The following is a 15,422-nucleotide window of genomic DNA, read 5'->3' on the forward strand; positions in this document are numbered from 1 at the left end:
AGGCAGACCCGTAAAGGTTCGGCTCAGTAAGTGCGGGAGGGGCCTGCCGCCGGGGCGCCGTCCGGCTCGCGATAGCGCGCCAGATTGTTCAGCGCGGCCTGGCGGAACAGGCTGATATCGATGCCCACGGCAATGAACTGGCAACCCCATTCGCGATAGCGGCGGGCGTCCTCTTCAAAGGGCGCGAGGATCCCGGCGATCTTGCCGGCGGCCAGGGTGGCATCGATGGCGGTGCGGATCTGCGCCTGCACCTCGGGGTGCCCGGGGTTGCCGGGAAAGCCCAGGCCTGAAGACAGGTCCGCCGGGCCGACAAACACCGCGTGCACGCCTTCGACGGCGGCGATATCGGCGACGTTTTCCACCCCCAGTTTCGATTCCACCTGGACGATCAGGCACAGCTCTTCATGGGCCGTGGCCAGGTAGTCGGGCACCCCGTCCCAGCGCGTGGCCCGGGCCAGGCCGCCACCGACGCCGCGAATGCCGTGGGGCGGATAACGCATGGCGCGCACCAGTTGCCGCGCCTGCTCGGCGGTTTCGACCATGGGCACCATCAGGCTCTGTACGCCGATATCCAGCAGTTGCTTGATCAGGCTGCTGTCGCCATTGACCGCCCGTACCACCGGCGCGCTGGCGTAGGGCGCCACTGCCTGGAGCTGGGCGAGGATGCTGGGCACGGTGTTGGGCGCGTGTTCGCCATCGATCAGCAGCCAGTCGTAGCCGGTGCTGGCGGCGATTTCCGCGGCGTAGCCGGTGGCAAAACCGGCCCACAAGCCGTATTGGGTGCTGCTGCCGGCCAGGGCAGCCTTGAAGCGGTTAGGGGGCATCTGCATGGCGAGGCTCCTGGGTTATTGCAGGTTGACGAACAGACCGCCGTCCACCAACAGGGCGGCGCCGGTGACGTAGCGGGCCATGTCGGACGCGAGAAATACGATCGGCCCAGCGATGTCATGGGGTTCGCCGAGGCGGCCCAGGGGCGTGCGCTTGACCATGTACTCGCGTTTTTCCGGGTCGGCGAAGTCGTCCTTGTTGATGTCGGTGGCGATCGACCCCGGCAGCACCGAGTTGCAGCGAATGCCATAAGGCCCCAGGGCAATGGCGCAGGACTGCATCAGCGAATGCAGGCCGGCCTTGGTCGGCGTGTAGTGGGTTTGCATGCCGCCGCCCACCAGGGCGCTGATGGAGCTGACGGCGATGATCGCGCCGCCGCTGCCCTGGCGTTTCATCTGGTTGGCCGCGGCCTGCACTGCGAAGTAGGCGCCATTGAGGTTGGTGTTCACCGTCTTCAGGTACACCTCCTTGGGCATGTCGAGGAAGGAGTGGAAGGGGCAGATGCCGGCGTTGTTGACGAACACATCGACACTGCCGAAGGCCTCGACGGCGGCATCCACCAGACGCTCGCCGGTGTCGAGGTCGGCGGCGTCGCTGCCGATCTGGATCGCCTGGCCGCCGAAGGCCTCGATCTCCTTGAGCAGGGACGCGGCGGACTCGTGGCCCTGGGCGCTGCCGCTGTGGGCAGCCACCACCCGGCCACCTTGGCGGGCGCATTCGAGGGCCGCAGCGCGGCCGATGCCACGGGAGGCGCCGGTGATGATGACAGTCTTGTCTTTGAGCAACATAAAGAGACTCCTTTGGAAGTGGGATCAGCCCAGGTAATTGCCGTAGCCAACCATGGCGATGGACGCCAGGATCACCGCGATGCCCAGTAGCAGCACCTGTTTGGTTCGAGCGCTGGTGCCCTGCCATTCACGGAAGTACAGGCCCCAGAAGTTGGACACGATGATGATGAACGACATGTGCAACACCCAGGAGCTGGCGTCGTTGTGCATGCGGCTGGCGCCCATGCCGTAGAAGAAAAACTGCAGGAACCACAGGGTGCCGGCCGTGGCCACCAACAGGTAGTTGCGCAGCAGCGGGGTCGAGCGATCGGTGTAGTTGTGGAAGGTGCGGTTGCGGTAGTTCAGCCACAGGCACCAGAGGCCGTTGGTGGTCAGGCCGCCCCACATGATCACCATAAAGGTCACGTTGTTCTGGAACAGGCTGTTGGCGCCGTGGGCGATGGCGGCTTCGGCCAGGGGTTGGCCGGCAGCGATACCGTAGCTGAAGCAGGCACTGAGCACCCCGGAGATCAGTGCCACCAGGGCGCCCTTGGCCAGGGAGAACTCCTTGACGCTTTCGAACTTGGTGCTGTCCGGTACTTCCCGCTCCTTGACCAGCCCGGCGCGGCCGCACAGGGCGATGCCCAGTAGCGAGACCAGGACGCCGATCAGTACCCAATGGCCACCGGGGTTGCCGAGCATTTCGCTGAAGGTGCCGGCCTGGGCATCGGTGAACAGATCGCGGTAGATCGGTGGCATCAGCGCGCCCAGGGCCGAGGTCAGGCCCATGATCAGCGACATGCCCAGGGACAGCCCGAGGTAGCGCATGGTCAGGCCGAACGTCAGCCCGCCGATGCCCCACAGCACGCCGAAAAAGTAGGTCCAGAACAGGGTGACGCCGTCGGCGTTGCGCAGGATCTCGACAAAGCCCGGCACCGTGAGTTGCGCGGCAATCAGCGGCACTACCAGCCAGGACACCAGGCCGCCGGTGATCCAGTAGCTTTCCCAGGCCCAGCCACCCACTTTCTTGTAGGGGATATAGAAACTGCCGGAGGCGAAGCCGCCGATAAAGTGCAGGATCACTCCCAGAAAAATGATTTCCACGTTGCGCTTTCCTTCTTATTTTTATCAGCGATAAGGGCCGGCACCGAGGCGCCGGCACGGTTCAAGGGCGTGGCAGGTCGAACATCGGTTGCAGCTCCACGCTCAGCGGCGAGCCGTCGGGATGGCTGGGCATGATGTCTTGCATGTATTGCCACCAGCGTTGCATCACCGGGTGTCGGGGCAAGTCGTCCAGGCCGTGGGCGTCCTGGTGGGTCATCACCGCGAACAGGGCGTGGCTCTGGGGGTCGAGGAAGATTCGGTAATCCTCGATCCCGGCCCCGTGCAGCAAGGCCACCAGCTCTGGCCAGATTTGATCGTGGCGGCGCAGGTATTCCTGCGCCTGACCGGGGTTGAGGTTCATCCGAAAAGCACGGGTCTGCATGGCGTGGCTCCTCGATCAGCGCGGGTAAGGGCGGTTGAGCGCGCACTCGGGGTTGAGCTCGACGCCGAAGCCGGGCTTGTCCAATACCGAGGCGCGCATGCGGCCGTTGACCGGCACCGGTTCGCCCAGCAGTTGCGGGGAAAACATCGGCACGATCTGGTCGGCCTTGGGCGACATGTTGAGGAACTCGGCGAACGGGCTGTTGGTGCGGGTGATCACGAAGTGGTAGCTGTACACCGACGAGCCGTGGGGCACGACCATGGCGTTGTGGGCATCGGCCAGGGCCGAGATCTTGATCAGCTCGGTGATCCCGCCGCACCAGCCGACGTCCGGCTGGATGATGTCGCAGCAGCCCATTTCCAGCAGCATGCGAAAGCCCCAGCGCGTGGCCTCATGTTCGCCGGTGGTGACCAGCATGCCGCTCGGCACGTTTTTGCGCAGGGCGGCGTAGCCCCAGTAATCGTCCGGCGGCAGAGCCTCTTCGATCCACTTCAGGCCGAACTCGGCGGCGCCCTTGGCCAGGCGCGTGGCGTAGTTCAGGTCCAGGCTCATCCAGCAGTCGAACATCAGCCAGAAATCATCGCCGACTTTTTCGCGCATATGGGCCAGGTGCTCAAGGTTCTTGCGCAGGCCCTCTTCGCCTTCGGCAGGGCCGTATTGCAGGGGCATCTTGCCGCCGATAAAGCCCATCTCCTTGGCCAGGTCCGGGCGGGCGCCGGTGCAGTAGAACTGCAGCTCATCGCGCACCGCCCCGCCCAGCAGTTGGTGCACCGGCTCTTTACGGATCTTGCCGAGCAAGTCCCAGAGCGCCAGGTCGACCCCGGAAATGGTGTTGAGGACGATGCCCTTGCGGCCGTAGTAGAGGGTCGCGTGGTACATCTGGTCCCAGATTTTTTCGATGTCGGTGACCTTGGCCCCTTCAAGGAAGCGCGCCAGGTGCTTCTCGACAATAAAGGCGCCGATCTCGCCGCCGGTGGTCACCGCAAAACCGACGGTGCCGTCGCTGGCCTCGATCTCCACCACCAGGGTGCCGAGCACGTTGATGCCGAAGCTCTGGCGGCTCTGGCGATATTCCGGGTAGCGGCCCATGGGGGTGGAGATGTGATCGTCGATCCAGTGGCCGGCCGCCTGGTCGTGGTAGTCGGCGCCGCCTCCGGTGAGGGTGAAGGCGCGAACCTGCTTGATGGTCGGTGTGCTCATAAAGCTCTCCTGCAAGGCAAAGGGGCAAACAGCGGGCGAGTCGAAGACCCGGGCTGAAGGTGTCAGCCGTGGCGGCGTGGAAGTCGGTGGGGGCAAGGCGGGCGCGTCTGCAGCGACAGCGCAGCGAAATGTGGGCAAGACCATGTAGGGCTGTTCATCACGCCGGTTTCCTTATTGGATTTATCGGGGCGTAAAGGGTGGGCAGCGCCTGCGGGGAGCAGGCCGTGCCGAAGTGCATGGGAGGGAGCTTACGGAGGCGGATTGATGCTGACTAATTCAAATAAACTTAATACTGATGCCCTCAAGGTATCGATCGCGCCACCCGCCACCCGCCACCTGTAGCCGCTGCCTCGGCAGCGGCAGCGGCAGCGGCTACAGCTTCAAGCCATACGCCTGCGCCGCATTGCGATAAAAAAACTTCTCCTGGGCCGCCAGGGAGTACTGCGCGATGCAGCGCTTCACCAAACCCAGGGTGGTGTCGAAATCCGCCACCTGCTCACTGTTCGGCCAGTCGCTGCCAAAGAAACACCGGTCCTCGCCAAATGCCTGCCACAGGCCATCGATCCGCTCCCGGTAAAACCCTGGGTCGAGCCGCAATTGCCCTTCGCGAACCTGCGGAATCTCCGCCAGCTTGGCGAACGCATTGGGGCGCTGCGCCAGCTCCTCGATCCGCCGCATAAAAGCTCGCTCCTCGCCGGGCTCGATCATGGCGTTGGGCAGGTGATCGATGACGATCCGCAGTTGCGGCAGGCGCTCGCTGAGCTTCAACAGGCCATCCAGCAGGCGCCCGTCGGGGTTGGCACTGTCCAGGCTGCGCCCGCTGGCGGCGAGGCCCCGCAGGTTGTCGAGAAACCCGGACTGGTCCTGATCCGTCAGCAAGTCGCGGTCCCACAGGTTGCCGTAGCGCAAGCCGAGAAACAGCGGCTCCTGCTCCAGCCATTCCAGTTCCTGGCGAAACTGGCCGTGGGCCGGGTCCAGGTTGCCGACGAAACCCAGCATCCGCGGATCGCCACGCAAGGTTTCGAGCAGCCAGCGGTTGTCCCCGACCCAGGGGCTGGCCTCCACCGCGACCGCGCCGGTGATGCCATGGGCCGGGGCCAGGGTCCAGTAATGTTCGGGCAAATGAGGCGCGTAAATGCTGTCGGCCGGGGTCGGCCACGGGATGCCTTCGGCACGGCGCGGATCGAACAGGTGGATGTGGCAGTCGATGATCGGGCCGGCATAGACGGCGGGGGCGAGGGCGCTCACAGGCGATCTCCATTGTTATTGTCGGGGGCTTCGGAATAACAAACCCGACCCGCAAAAGCTAATAGGGGATTGGGGCATTGCGATACCCTGCGGGTATCAGAACAACAATAGGGTGCCTTTATGTCGACGCCGATCACCGCCCGCAGCCTGTTCAACCGCCTGCGCTACAAGCACCTGCTGATGCTGGTGACCCTGGGCAACAGCCAGAACCTGCACCGCGCCGCCGAAGCCTTGAACATGTCGCAACCGGCCACCACGCGCATGCTCCAGGAAATCGAAGAAGCCTTCGGCTGCACCCTGTTCGAACGCCAATCCCGGGGTATGCGCGCCACGGTCCTCGGCGAAGAACTGCTGCGCTTCGCCCGTGCCGCCCTCAACGGCCTGGAGCGCTGCGCCGAAGACCTCACCGACCGCCAGGCCGGCGGTTACGGTTACTTGGCGGTGGGCGCGATCATGGGCGCGGTGCCGGACCTGGTGGTGCAATCCATCGCCGAGATGAAAGCCAGCCACCCGCTGCTGCGCCTGCGGATCATGGGCGACACCAGCGACCAGCTCAGCGAGTTGCTGGACCAGCGCCGTATCGATGTGGCCGTGGCGCGCCTGTCCCACGCCCAGGACCGTCAGCGCTTCGCCTTCGAGCCCCTGGGCAACGAACACCTGGCCGTGGTCGTGCGCGCCGGCCACCCGCTGACCCAGGTCACCGCCCCCAACCTCGCGGAAATGGTCGAAGCCTGGCCCTGGATCCTGCAACCCGACACCAGCCCCGCCCGCGTCGCCCTGGAAAACGCCTTCGCCCGCCTCGACGTCGCCTCCCCCAGTGACGTCATCGAATGCACCTCGGTGTTCGCCATGCTGCAACTGGTGCAAATCACCGACGCGATCCTGGTCCTCACCGACACCGTGGTCCGCGATCACGTGCACACCGGTTTGCTGACGGCCCTGGACCTGGAGATAGAAGAGCAGTTGAGCCCGTTCGGGGTGATGCTGAGGAAGGACGAGCCGCTGAGTCGGGAGTTGGAGATTTTCTTGAACATGCTGCGCGAGAGGGCGCAGCGCAGAGCGTGAAAAGAGGGGGCGGCAAGCGGTTCGGCCTGTTCGCGCAGGCTTTGCTTGAACGATGGCTGGCGCAGCCCAGATGCTCGGTCAAACGCGTGCGGTGCAGAGCAAGCGGTAAAAAGACGGCTATCCGTATGCCGCTGGTTTTCCCTGGCCACAAAAAAGCCCCAGGCCATAAGACCTGGGGCTTTTTCGATGTATCTGGTGCACCCGGCGGGATTCGAACCCACGACCCCTGCCTTCGGAGGGCAGTACTCTATCCAGCTGAGCTACGGATGCAGTGCGGGCGACATCATACCCATGTCCGCCCGGGGCGTCCACGCCGGTTTTTGTTTCGCTCGCGGGGCGTGGGGGCGGGGTGTGCAGGTGCTGCTGTTCTTCACCTATTGGGCCGACGACCAGCGGTAAAGGCAGATAGCCATCACTGCTTTGACTTTGCGCTAAAGTCGTTGGGCGACTTTTAACCGGCTGTTGCCATTGTGTCTTGGCGCTGTCGCACAGTCCCTTTATCAAGGAGAGAAATATGCCCGATTCCCTGGTCAATCCGCAGGCCGCTGACGTGCTGACCCAGACCACCCACCAGGCCCATGGGCTGGCCTCGCCGTCGCCCGCCGCTTACTTCGATGGCGACAGCAAGCTGGCGCTGGCGGCCCAGGCGGTGTTGCTCAAGCAGATGCCTGGAGGCCCTGGCCAAGACGCGCCGCTCGCCCCCACAGAGGACGCCTTGGTGATCGTGAGCAGCGACGTGCCGCTGGGCGCCTGATTCTTGCGAGTCTTTGTTTCTTCGCACCCCACCCTGGGAGGGAATATTCGATGGCAGACACCCCTGAAAATGATATGGCCGCCTTCCTGCAAGTTGCCGAAAGGTATTTGAAGCGCCCATTGCAGAGTTATGAACAGGAGCTGTTGGAGCGGTACAGATGGGCGCTGGCGGCCAGTGGCCGGCCATCTCTAAACGCCATACAGGTGATGGAGATGATTATGCAGGGCGTTGACCCGCATGCGTGGCGTAAGGCGAACGAGGCAAACCTCGCACCACTCTTGGCCAGCAAGGAGGTGCCACGGCCACTTCAAGCGACGAATCTCGACGCTCAGTTATCGGCTCGCACTGCGGCTGTGCAGCCGCTGACGTCGATTGATGATCTGGTGGGTCGACCCGGCGCGGAAGGCACCGAGAAAGTGGCCCAGGCCGGGGCGCCCGACGACCTCAAGAGCCTGCTGGCGCTGCTCAAGTCGTTTCAATCCTAGGGGCCTGGATCTCCAGCGTCGGGCGTCCGGCTTGCCGCCCCTGGGGACTTGTCGGGTCGCAGGGGCATTTTGGCATCGGTGCTGGGAATCACGCTGATCTGAAATTTTCGGCAAATGCGCCGTTTTCGTTCTTTTTTTCGAACGGACTATTGTCCTTTACCCCTGTTGACCCTAGGATCGTTTGAGATTTCAAACGCTCTCGCTCGGGTGCTGCGCTGCGCGCGTGTCTTTTGTGCGCTTTTTCTGTCATCACCCGGTGATTGAATTCCCTGACGGCAGCCACCTGTTGGCGCCTTTCAACAATCACAATTCGCCCCGCGCCTGCGCGGTGCTGTTAAGGAAGCCGACATGCAGCTCAAAGACACCCAATTGTTCCGCCAACAAGCCTTTATCGATGGGGCCTGGGTCGACGCGGACAATGGCCAGACGATCAAAGTGAACAACCCGGCCACCGGTGAAATCATCGGCAGCGTGCCGAAAATGGGCGCCGCTGAAACCCGTCGCGCCATCGAAGCTGCCGACAACGCTCTGCCAGCCTGGCGTGCACTGACCGCCAAGGAGCGCGCCAACAAGCTGCGCCGCTGGTACGAGCTGCTGATCGAAAACCAGGACGACCTCGCGCGCCTGATGACCCTGGAACAGGGCAAGCCACTGGCCGAAGCCAAGGGCGAAATCGTTTACGCCGCCTCGTTCATCGAGTGGTTCGCCGAAGAAGCCAAGCGCATCTACGGTGACGTGATTCCTGGCCACCAGCCCGACAAACGCCTGATCGTGATCAAGCAGCCGATCGGCGTGACCGCTGCCATCACCCCGTGGAACTTCCCGGCGGCGATGATCACCCGTAAAGCCGGCCCGGCCCTGGCCGCCGGTTGCACCATGGTCATCAAGCCTGCGTCGCAAACCCCATTCTCGGCCCTGGCCCTGGTTGAACTGGCGCACCGCGCCGGTATCCCGAAAGGCGTACTCAGCGTGGTTACCGGCAGCGCCGGCGACATCGGCGGCGAGCTGACCAGCAACCCGATCGTGCGCAAGCTGTCCTTCACCGGCTCCACCGAAATCGGTCGCCAGCTGATGGCCGAATGCGCCAAGGACATCAAGAAAGTCTCCCTGGAACTGGGCGGTAACGCGCCGTTCATCGTGTTTGACGACGCGGACCTGGATAAGGCCGTCGAAGGCGCGATCATTTCCAAGTACCGCAACAACGGCCAGACCTGCGTCTGCGCCAACCGCCTGTACATCCAGGACTCGGTCTACGACGCGTTCGCCGAAAAACTCAAAGTGGCCGTGGCCAAGCTGAAGATCGGCAACGGTCTGGAAGAAGGCACCACCACCGGTCCGCTGATCGATGAAAAGGCCGTGGCCAAGGTTCAGGAACACATCGCCGACGCCCTGAGCAAAGGCGCGACCCTGCTGGCTGGCGGCAAGGTGATGGAAGGCAACTTCTTCGAGCCGACCATCCTCACCAACGTGCCGAAAAACGCGGCCGTGGCCAAGGAAGAAACCTTCGGTCCATTGGCGCCGCTGTTCCGCTTCAAAGACGAAGCCGAAGTCATCGCCATGTCCAACGACACCGAGTTCGGCCTGGCGTCCTACTTCTACGCCCGTGACCTGGGCCGTGTGTTCCGTGTGGCTGAAGCCCTGGAATACGGCATGGTCGGCGTCAACACCGGTTTGATCTCCAACGAAGTCGCGCCTTTCGGCGGCATCAAGGCTTCGGGCCTGGGCCGTGAAGGTTCCAAGTACGGGATCGAGGATTACCTGGAAATCAAATACCTCTGCCTGGGTATCTGATCCGGTTTCAAGCGCAAAGGGCACGAGAGCGCTGTCCCTTTGCGCAGCTGTAAAAACGCACTTTTCAAGGTGGCCCGGGACCGCTCCGGCAGTCGATCATCGCATGCTGTCGCAGGCGCTTCCCCGCCCCGCAACCCTTGAACCACACCGTTTTAAAGACGGTGAATGAGGACACTATGAGCAAGACCAACGCATCCCTGATGAAACGCCGCGAAGCTGCCGTACCACGCGGTGTTGGCCAGATTCACCCGATCTTCGCCGAGTCGGCGAAGAACGCCACCGTGACCGACGTTGAAGGTCGCGAGTTCATCGATTTCGCCGGCGGTATCGCCGTGCTCAACACCGGTCACGTGCACCCGAAAATCATCGCCGCCGTGACCGAGCAGTTGAACAAGCTGACCCACACCTGCTTCCAGGTGCTGGCGTATGAGCCCTATGTAGAGCTGTGCGAGAAAATCAACGCCAAGGTGCCAGGTGATTTCGCCAAGAAAACCCTGCTGGTGACCACCGGTTCCGAAGCCGTCGAGAACGCCGTGAAAATCGCCCGTGCCGCCACTGGCCGCGCTGGCGTGATCGCCTTCACCGGCGCCTACCACGGTCGCACCATGATGACTCTGGGCCTGACCGGTAAGGTCGTGCCTTACTCGGCCGGCATGGGCCTGATGCCAGGCGGCGTGTTCCGCGCGCTGTTCCCGAACGAATTGCACGGTGTGAGCGATGACGATTCCATCGCCAGCATCGAACGCATCTTCAAGAACGATGCCGAGCCGCGTGATATCGCTGCCATCATCATCGAGCCGGTGCAGGGCGAAGGCGGTTTCTACGTCGCGCCTAAATCCTTTATGAAGCGTCTGCGTGAACTGTGCGACAAGCACGGCATTCTGTTGATCGCCGACGAAGTGCAGACCGGCGCTGGCCGTACCGGCACCTTCTTCGCCATGGAACAGATGGGCGTTACCGCCGACCTGACCACCTTCGCCAAATCCATCGCTGGCGGCTTCCCGCTGGCCGGTGTCTGCGGCAAGGCCGAGTACATGGACGCCATCGCTCCAGGCGGCCTGGGCGGCACCTACGCCGGTAGCCCGATCGCTTGCGCGGCGGCTCTGGCGGTCATGGAAGTGTTCGAGGAAGAGCACCTGCTGGACCGCTGCAAGGCAGTGGGCGAGCGTCTGGTAACCGGTCTGAAAGCCATCCAGGCCAAGTACCCGGTCATCGGTGAAGTACGTGCCCTGGGCGCGATGATCGCGGTCGAGCTGTTCGAAAACGGCGACAGCCACAAGCCGAACGCTGCCGCGGTGGCATCGGTGGTGGCCAAGGCTCGCGACAAGGGTCTGATCCTGCTGTCGTGCGGCACCTACGGCAACGTGCTGCGGGTTCTGGTACCCCTGACCTCGCCGGACGAGCAACTGGATAAAGGCCTGGCCATCATTGAAGAGTGCTTCTCGGAACTCTGATTGGTTGTGACCTGATCGACAAAAAACCCGCTTCGGCGGGTTTTTTTATGGGTTGAGGGCCGACGGACGGTATTTACGCTGTATGGATGGCGTCCCATTGACTAAGGTGCAAAGGATTGCTTTGGGAGCGTGCTGCATGACTGCTGTGGATTTACCCGCTGTACCGCGCGTGCTGATTGCCGAGGCAGACCCGTGGTCGCGTGATTTGTTGAAGCAGGTCTTATTGAGTGTGCGCTGCGACGCTCGGCTGGATGTGTGTGCCAACGGCCAGGAAGCGTTGCAGCTGTTGAGTGAAAAAGCCTACGACCTGGTGATCGCCGACTGGGAGTTGCCCGGTGTCGATGGCCTGAGTGTTTTGCGCAGCGTGCGCCAGCGCCGGCGCAACCCGGTACTGCCGTTCATCCTGCTGAGCAGTCGCAGCGACAGCGCCAGCGTACGTGAAGCCCTGCCCCTGGCGCCCACGGCCTACCTGACCAAACCCCTGAACATGGACGGCCTGACCCAGCGCCTGCAGGACCTGCTGCTCGATGCCGGTCAGGAAGTCTCCTGCGAGGTGCCGGCGCTGGCGCCGGGCATGACCCTTTGGAATTTCCTTGAGCGGCGCCGCGAGATTGCCGATGGCGCGCCCTTGTTGGCCGATGTGCAGTTGGCGGTCAAGCGCAGCCTCAACCCCGGAGGCCTGGACCTGAAGCTGCTGGAAGAGGAGGTCCGCACTGATCCGCAAATCACCGCAGTCTTGATCGCGGCGGCCAACAGCGCCGCGCAGCACCATGGCAGCGCGGTGCAAACCTTGTCCCAGGCCTTGCACCGCCTGGGGACCGGGCAAAGCATGAACCTGATTCTGGGCCTGGCGCTCAAGCGCAGTGCACGGTTGAGCTCCCCGGCCCTGGCCGACTACGCCGAACGTTACTGGGATTTGTCGCTGCACACGGCGGAATACGGCCGGACCCTGGCGCGCCTGCTGGACCTGGACCAGGAGCGCTGCTATTGCGCCGGCATGTTGCATCGCCTCGGCGACCTGGCGTTGCTGCGCTGTCTGCAGGAGTGGAAACAGGCTGGCGGCGAGTTGGACGATCAGGAAGAAATCGGCGACGCCCTGGATGAGTTCGGCGCCAGCTACGGTTCGGCGTTGCGCACTCGCTGGCGCCTGCCCCTGGAGTTGCGTGAGCTGATTGCCTCGGTCTACCAGCTCGGTGGCGGGGTTTATTCCCGTGAAGCCCTGGTGATGAACCTGGCGGCCCAACTGGCCCGCCTGCGGCCGTCAGAAGGCGTCGAAGACATCGCCAAAAGCAAGACCGCGCGCCTGCTGAAGATCGGCCTGCCGGAGTTGATGCGCCTGCGCAAAGGCTGATCAGCGCCAGGGTCTGCTGCTGGAGTGCTCAGCGAAAGATTTCGAGAACGCTGAACCAGCTATCGACCGTGTCGTCCGCCGCCAGAATCGCCAGGTACAGCGGCGGCAGCGACAAGATGATCAGCAGTGGCACCGCCAGTTCGAAGCCATTCCTGAACCAGAGCATGACGCCCATCCCCAGTAGAAACGCCCCGAAGCCGAACGCCAGGAAACGCTGCAGGAAGCAGCCGCCGCGTTGCTTGCCGTTGATGCGCTTGAGTAGCTGCTTTTCGTTCATGGGCACAGGGAGGCGGAAGGGGTCGCTACTTTAGCAAATCCCCCGACGCATCGGCGCGAGGCACCGCAAGTCGGGGGCGGCTTGGGCATCAGCCCGAGACAATCCGATTCTTGCCTTCACGCTTGGCCTGGTACATGGCGGCGTCGGCGCGGGCGAACAGGCTGTCGAGGTTTTCATCGTCGTCGCTGAGGTTGCTCAGGCCCTGGCTGACGGTAATGCCGAACGTCTGGCCTTCATGCTCGAAGCTCAGGCGCTGGATTTCCCGTTGCAGGCGTTCCGCGACTTGCCGGGCAATGTCCGGCGTGCAGCCCGGAAACACCGCAGCAAATTCCTCGCCGCCGATGCGCCCGAACAGGTCGCCCCGTCGCAGGGCCGCGCGGCCGCTTTCGGCAATGTGCTGCAGGACGATATCGCCCGCCGGATGGCCGTAGGTGTCGTTGATCACCTTGAAGTCATCGATGTCCAGCAACAGAAAGGCCATCTGCGAGCCTTGGCTGCGGGCCTGGTCGAACTCGCGGTTGGCGCATTCGAAGAAGTGCCGGCGGTTGCTGCTCTGGGTCAGGACGTCAGTGGTGGCCAGGCGTTGCAGTTCGTTTTCCAGGTGCTTCTTTTCGGTGATGTCTTCGGCAATGCCGACAATGATCACTCGCTGCCCGGCCTCGGGGTTGCGGTTGATGAAGCACTTGTCGCTGAGCCAGCGAATCTGGCCTTCGGCATCGATGATGCGGTATTCGCGGTCTTCCACCGCGCCCTTTTCCAGCACCTGGGCCAGGCTGCGCTCGGCGTATTCCAGGTCGTCGGGGTAGATGCTGTCGCGCCATTCATTGAAGTCGGCGAGCAACAGGCCGGCAGAGCGTCCGAAAATCCGTTCATAGGCCGGGCTGACGTAAAGCATCTGGCGGCTTTCCCAGTCAAAGGCCCACAGCACGGCATTGACGCTGACCAGCAACGAGCTGAACAACTGTTCGCGTTCGGTCAGGCGCGCCACTTCACCTTGGGCATGAATCAACGCCATCAGGGTTTGCGCGGCTTCTGGCCATTGCGGGAGGGATGAGTCTTGTAGATTTTTATTGACCATCGGCACAACTCTCAAAGGGCGTGCGCCGCTCGACATTCGAACACGGCCACTGCGTGGGGCCCCTTATCAATTATTTCTTGTGCCACAGCAGGCGCTCACGCTTTGGTGTGGGAATTAATTGATAAAAGGTCTCGGCCCGCCTGGATGGCGAAGTGTCTTTGAGATAGGGGAAACGGAGCTAAGTTCCCGCCGCGTGTGGCGAGGCGGCGTGTGCCCGCCCGGCGGTACGCGGGGGATTTTTCAGTTGAAGCCGGTCGCCAGGGAGGCTATCGACCTGTCCGCGAGGAGAGCGCCTTGCCACAGCAGGTGCTGTGGCAAGGGCCGGGGGTCAGGCCGTGGTGGGGCGCAGCGAGTAGGTTTTCAACTGGTTGGCGAAGTCGCGCAGCGATTGAATCCCGCTGGCCTCGGCTTCGTGTACCCAGTCCTTGATCGCCGCCAGCATGTCGTGGCCGTTGGAACTGGTCTTGAGCCAGATCTGCTGCAGGGCCAGGCGTTTTTCGTAGATCACCTTCAGTGCCTGGCTGTGTTCGAGCATGTTCTGGATGCGCAGGTGATGGCGGTCGTCCAGCAGGCTGGTTTCCCGCGACAGCAGGCGCTTGGCGCGGTGGAATTGATGACGCACCGAATGATCGACCTTTTCCAGTTCCTGTTTGACCAGGGGCGCAATCACCAACTTGCGGTACTGGGCCATGATCTGGAACCGGTTATTGAGGATCGCCATGGCGGTGTCCATGTCCAGGTGGCCCTTGCCTTCGACCCGGTGGGCGATCGGTGCGACCCGCTGGACCTTGGCCAGGCGCAGGAAGCTGAAGACCTTGATCCAGGCCCAGCCCAGGTCGAACTCCCATTTTTTCACCGAGAGCTTGGCCGAATTGGGGTAGGTGTGGTGGTTGTTGTGCAGTTCTTCGCCGCCAATCAGGATGCCCCAGGGCACCAGGTTGGTCGCGGCATCGCGGCACTCGAAGTTGCGATAGCCCACGGCATGACCCAGGCCGTTGATGACCCCGGCGGCCCAGAATGGGATCCACATCATCTGCACGGCCCAGATGGTGATGCCGGCGGTGCCGAACAGCAGCAGGTCGATGGCGGCCATGAAGGCCACGCCCAGCAACGGATAACGTGAATAAAGTTTGCGCTCGATCCAGTCATCCGGGCAATTTTTGCCATAAATGCGCAGGGTTTCAGGATTTTCCGCTTCTGCGCGGTATAGTTCCGCGCCTTTACGTAATACGGTGGACAAACCTTTGATCACCGGGCTGTGCGGGTCATCGACGGTTTCGCATTTTGCGTGGTGCTTGCGGTGGATGGCGGTCCACTCGCGGGTGTTCTGGGCCGTGGTCAGCCACAGCCAGAAGCGGAAGAAATGTTTCAGGCCGGCGTTGAGCTCAAGGGAGCGGTGGGCTGAATAACGATGCAGGTAGACTGTAACCCCGACAATGGTTACGTGGGTCATCAATAGGGTGACTGCCACCAGTTGCCAGGCCGACAAGCCAAGTAAACCTTCGTACCACATAGGCTATAGGGACCTCGATAAAGAAAAAAACAGCCGTCGCATTATCACTCAGCGTGCACAGAAAACCAGTCGCCCTTTCAGATAAGAGTGGCGGGATGTTTCTTCCTCTATAATTCCAAGCTTTT

15 protein-coding genes and 1 tRNA gene are annotated in these 15,422 nt (G+C 62.7%); 6 read left to right on the forward strand and 10 right to left on the reverse strand.

Going from position 1 to position 15,422, the window contains the following annotated elements; all coding sequences use genetic code 11:
- Positions 1-23: 23 nt before the first annotated feature.
- The 6 genes from JFU57_RS08435 to JFU57_RS08460 all read right to left on the reverse strand — a co-directional run bounded on the left by JFU57_RS08435 (position 24) and on the right by JFU57_RS08460 (position 5,529).
- Entirely contained in the window at positions 24-830 is an 807-nt protein-coding gene (locus JFU57_RS08435) for an HpcH/HpaI aldolase family protein (RefSeq protein WP_201128876.1), read from the reverse strand.
- A gap of 15 nt (positions 831-845) precedes the next feature.
- Positions 846-1,616 (reverse strand): SDR family NAD(P)-dependent oxidoreductase, encoded by a 771-nt coding sequence (locus tag JFU57_RS08440; protein ID WP_201128877.1) that lies wholly within the window; start codon positions 1,614-1,616, stop codon positions 846-848.
- A 24-nt stretch (positions 1,617-1,640) separates the two neighbouring features.
- Positions 1,641-2,699, reverse strand: a complete 1,059-nt coding sequence (gene rhaT / locus JFU57_RS08445) for an L-rhamnose/proton symporter RhaT (protein ID WP_078469207.1) — start codon at positions 2,697-2,699, stop codon at positions 1,641-1,643.
- Positions 2,700-2,760: 61 nt separating this feature from the next.
- Complete coding sequence (rhaM, locus tag JFU57_RS08450; protein ID WP_201128879.1) at positions 2,761-3,081, reverse strand: L-rhamnose mutarotase; 321 nt, start codon at positions 3,079-3,081, stop codon at positions 2,761-2,763.
- Positions 3,082-3,096: 15 nt separating this feature from the next.
- Positions 3,097-4,281 (reverse strand): L-rhamnonate dehydratase, encoded by a 1,185-nt coding sequence (gene rhmD, locus JFU57_RS08455; protein ID WP_201128881.1) that lies wholly within the window; start codon positions 4,279-4,281, stop codon positions 3,097-3,099.
- Positions 4,282-4,653: 372 nt separating this feature from the next.
- Positions 4,654-5,529, reverse strand: a complete 876-nt coding sequence (locus JFU57_RS08460; protein WP_201128883.1) for an amidohydrolase family protein — start codon at positions 5,527-5,529, stop codon at positions 4,654-4,656.
- 120 nt (positions 5,530-5,649) lie between these two features.
- Between JFU57_RS08460 and JFU57_RS08465 the strand changes: the two genes are divergently transcribed.
- Positions 5,650-6,594, forward strand: coding sequence for a LysR family transcriptional regulator (locus JFU57_RS08465; RefSeq protein WP_201128885.1), 945 nt, complete (start codon positions 5,650-5,652; stop codon positions 6,592-6,594).
- A gap of 193 nt (positions 6,595-6,787) precedes the next feature.
- On the opposite strand, the gene JFU57_RS08470 is transcribed toward JFU57_RS08465, so the two are convergent.
- Positions 6,788-6,864, reverse strand: a tRNA-Arg gene (locus JFU57_RS08470).
- 244 nt (positions 6,865-7,108) lie between these two features.
- On the opposite strand from JFU57_RS08470, the gene JFU57_RS08475 reads away from it, so the two are divergent.
- The 5 genes from JFU57_RS08475 (at position 7,109) to JFU57_RS08495 (ending at position 12,429) form a co-directional block, all read left to right on the forward strand.
- Positions 7,109-7,348, forward strand: coding sequence for a hypothetical protein (locus tag JFU57_RS08475; RefSeq protein ID WP_201128886.1), 240 nt, complete (start codon positions 7,109-7,111; stop codon positions 7,346-7,348).
- Positions 7,349-7,398: 50 nt separating this feature from the next.
- Positions 7,399-7,833, forward strand: a complete 435-nt coding sequence (locus JFU57_RS33235) for a hypothetical protein (protein ID WP_242487455.1) — start codon at positions 7,399-7,401, stop codon at positions 7,831-7,833.
- Between the two features lie 348 nt (positions 7,834-8,181).
- On the forward strand, positions 8,182-9,624 hold the full coding sequence (gene gabD / locus JFU57_RS08485; RefSeq protein ID WP_020296991.1) for an NADP-dependent succinate-semialdehyde dehydrogenase: 1,443 nt from the start codon (positions 8,182-8,184) through the stop codon (positions 9,622-9,624).
- Positions 9,625-9,800: 176 nt separating this feature from the next.
- A complete protein-coding gene (gene gabT, locus JFU57_RS08490; protein ID WP_020296990.1) occupies positions 9,801-11,078 on the forward strand; it encodes a 4-aminobutyrate--2-oxoglutarate transaminase in 1,278 nt (425 codons plus the stop codon).
- Positions 11,079-11,214: 136 nt separating this feature from the next.
- Positions 11,215-12,429, forward strand: a complete 1,215-nt coding sequence (locus tag JFU57_RS08495; RefSeq protein ID WP_201128887.1) for a response regulator — start codon at positions 11,215-11,217, stop codon at positions 12,427-12,429.
- A gap of 28 nt (positions 12,430-12,457) precedes the next feature.
- Here JFU57_RS08495 and JFU57_RS08500 read toward each other — a convergent pair whose 3' ends face one another.
- The 3 genes from JFU57_RS08500 to desA all read right to left on the reverse strand — a co-directional run bounded on the left by JFU57_RS08500 (position 12,458) and on the right by desA (position 15,297).
- A complete protein-coding gene (locus JFU57_RS08500) occupies positions 12,458-12,706 on the reverse strand; it encodes a hypothetical protein (protein WP_078469214.1) in 249 nt (82 codons plus the stop codon).
- An 88-nt stretch (positions 12,707-12,794) separates the two neighbouring features.
- The gene (locus JFU57_RS08505) at positions 12,795-13,784 is read right to left on the reverse strand and encodes a GGDEF domain-containing protein (RefSeq protein WP_078469215.1); all 990 of its coding nucleotides are present in this window, start codon (positions 13,782-13,784) and stop codon (positions 12,795-12,797) included.
- Positions 13,785-14,112: 328 nt separating this feature from the next.
- A complete protein-coding gene (gene desA, locus JFU57_RS08510) occupies positions 14,113-15,297 on the reverse strand; it encodes a delta-9 fatty acid desaturase DesA (RefSeq protein ID WP_020296986.1) in 1,185 nt (394 codons plus the stop codon).
- Between the last annotated feature and the right edge of the window lie 125 nt (positions 15,298-15,422).

This window comes from Pseudomonas sp. TH07, from assembly GCF_016651285.1.
In the GTDB taxonomy this organism is placed as follows: Bacteria; Pseudomonadota; Gammaproteobacteria; order Pseudomonadales; family Pseudomonadaceae; genus Aquipseudomonas.

What these genes read in the sequence shown, in the direction of transcription:
- gabD (WP_020296991.1), top strand. Translation starts at nt 8,182, where the DNA reads ATGCAGCTCAAAGACACCCAATTGTTCCGCCAACAAGCCTTTATCGAT.
- JFU57_RS08440 (WP_201128877.1), bottom strand. Translation starts at nt 1,616, where the DNA reads ATGTTGCTCAAAGACAAGACTGTCATCATCACCGGCGCCTCCCGTGGC.
- rhmD (WP_201128881.1), bottom strand. Translation starts at nt 4,281, where the DNA reads ATGAGCACACCGACCATCAAGCAGGTTCGCGCCTTCACCCTCACCGGA.
- JFU57_RS08435 (WP_201128876.1), bottom strand. Translation starts at nt 830, where the DNA reads ATGCAGATGCCCCCTAACCGCTTCAAGGCTGCCCTGGCCGGCAGCAGC.
- JFU57_RS08495 (WP_201128887.1), top strand. Translation starts at nt 11,215, where the DNA reads ATGACTGCTGTGGATTTACCCGCTGTACCGCGCGTGCTGATTGCCGAG.
- JFU57_RS08500 (WP_078469214.1), bottom strand. Translation starts at nt 12,706, where the DNA reads ATGAACGAAAAGCAGCTACTCAAGCGCATCAACGGCAAGCAACGCGGC.
- JFU57_RS08475 (WP_201128886.1), top strand. Translation starts at nt 7,109, where the DNA reads ATGCCCGATTCCCTGGTCAATCCGCAGGCCGCTGACGTGCTGACCCAG.
- rhaM (WP_201128879.1), bottom strand. Translation starts at nt 3,081, where the DNA reads ATGCAGACCCGTGCTTTTCGGATGAACCTCAACCCCGGTCAGGCGCAG.
- desA (WP_020296986.1), bottom strand. Translation starts at nt 15,297, where the DNA reads ATGTGGTACGAAGGTTTACTTGGCTTGTCGGCCTGGCAACTGGTGGCA.
- JFU57_RS33235 (WP_242487455.1), top strand. Translation starts at nt 7,399, where the DNA reads ATGGCAGACACCCCTGAAAATGATATGGCCGCCTTCCTGCAAGTTGCC.
- JFU57_RS08505 (WP_078469215.1), bottom strand. Translation starts at nt 13,784, where the DNA reads ATGGTCAATAAAAATCTACAAGACTCATCCCTCCCGCAATGGCCAGAA.
- JFU57_RS08465 (WP_201128885.1), top strand. Translation starts at nt 5,650, where the DNA reads ATGTCGACGCCGATCACCGCCCGCAGCCTGTTCAACCGCCTGCGCTAC.
- gabT (WP_020296990.1), top strand. Translation starts at nt 9,801, where the DNA reads ATGAGCAAGACCAACGCATCCCTGATGAAACGCCGCGAAGCTGCCGTA.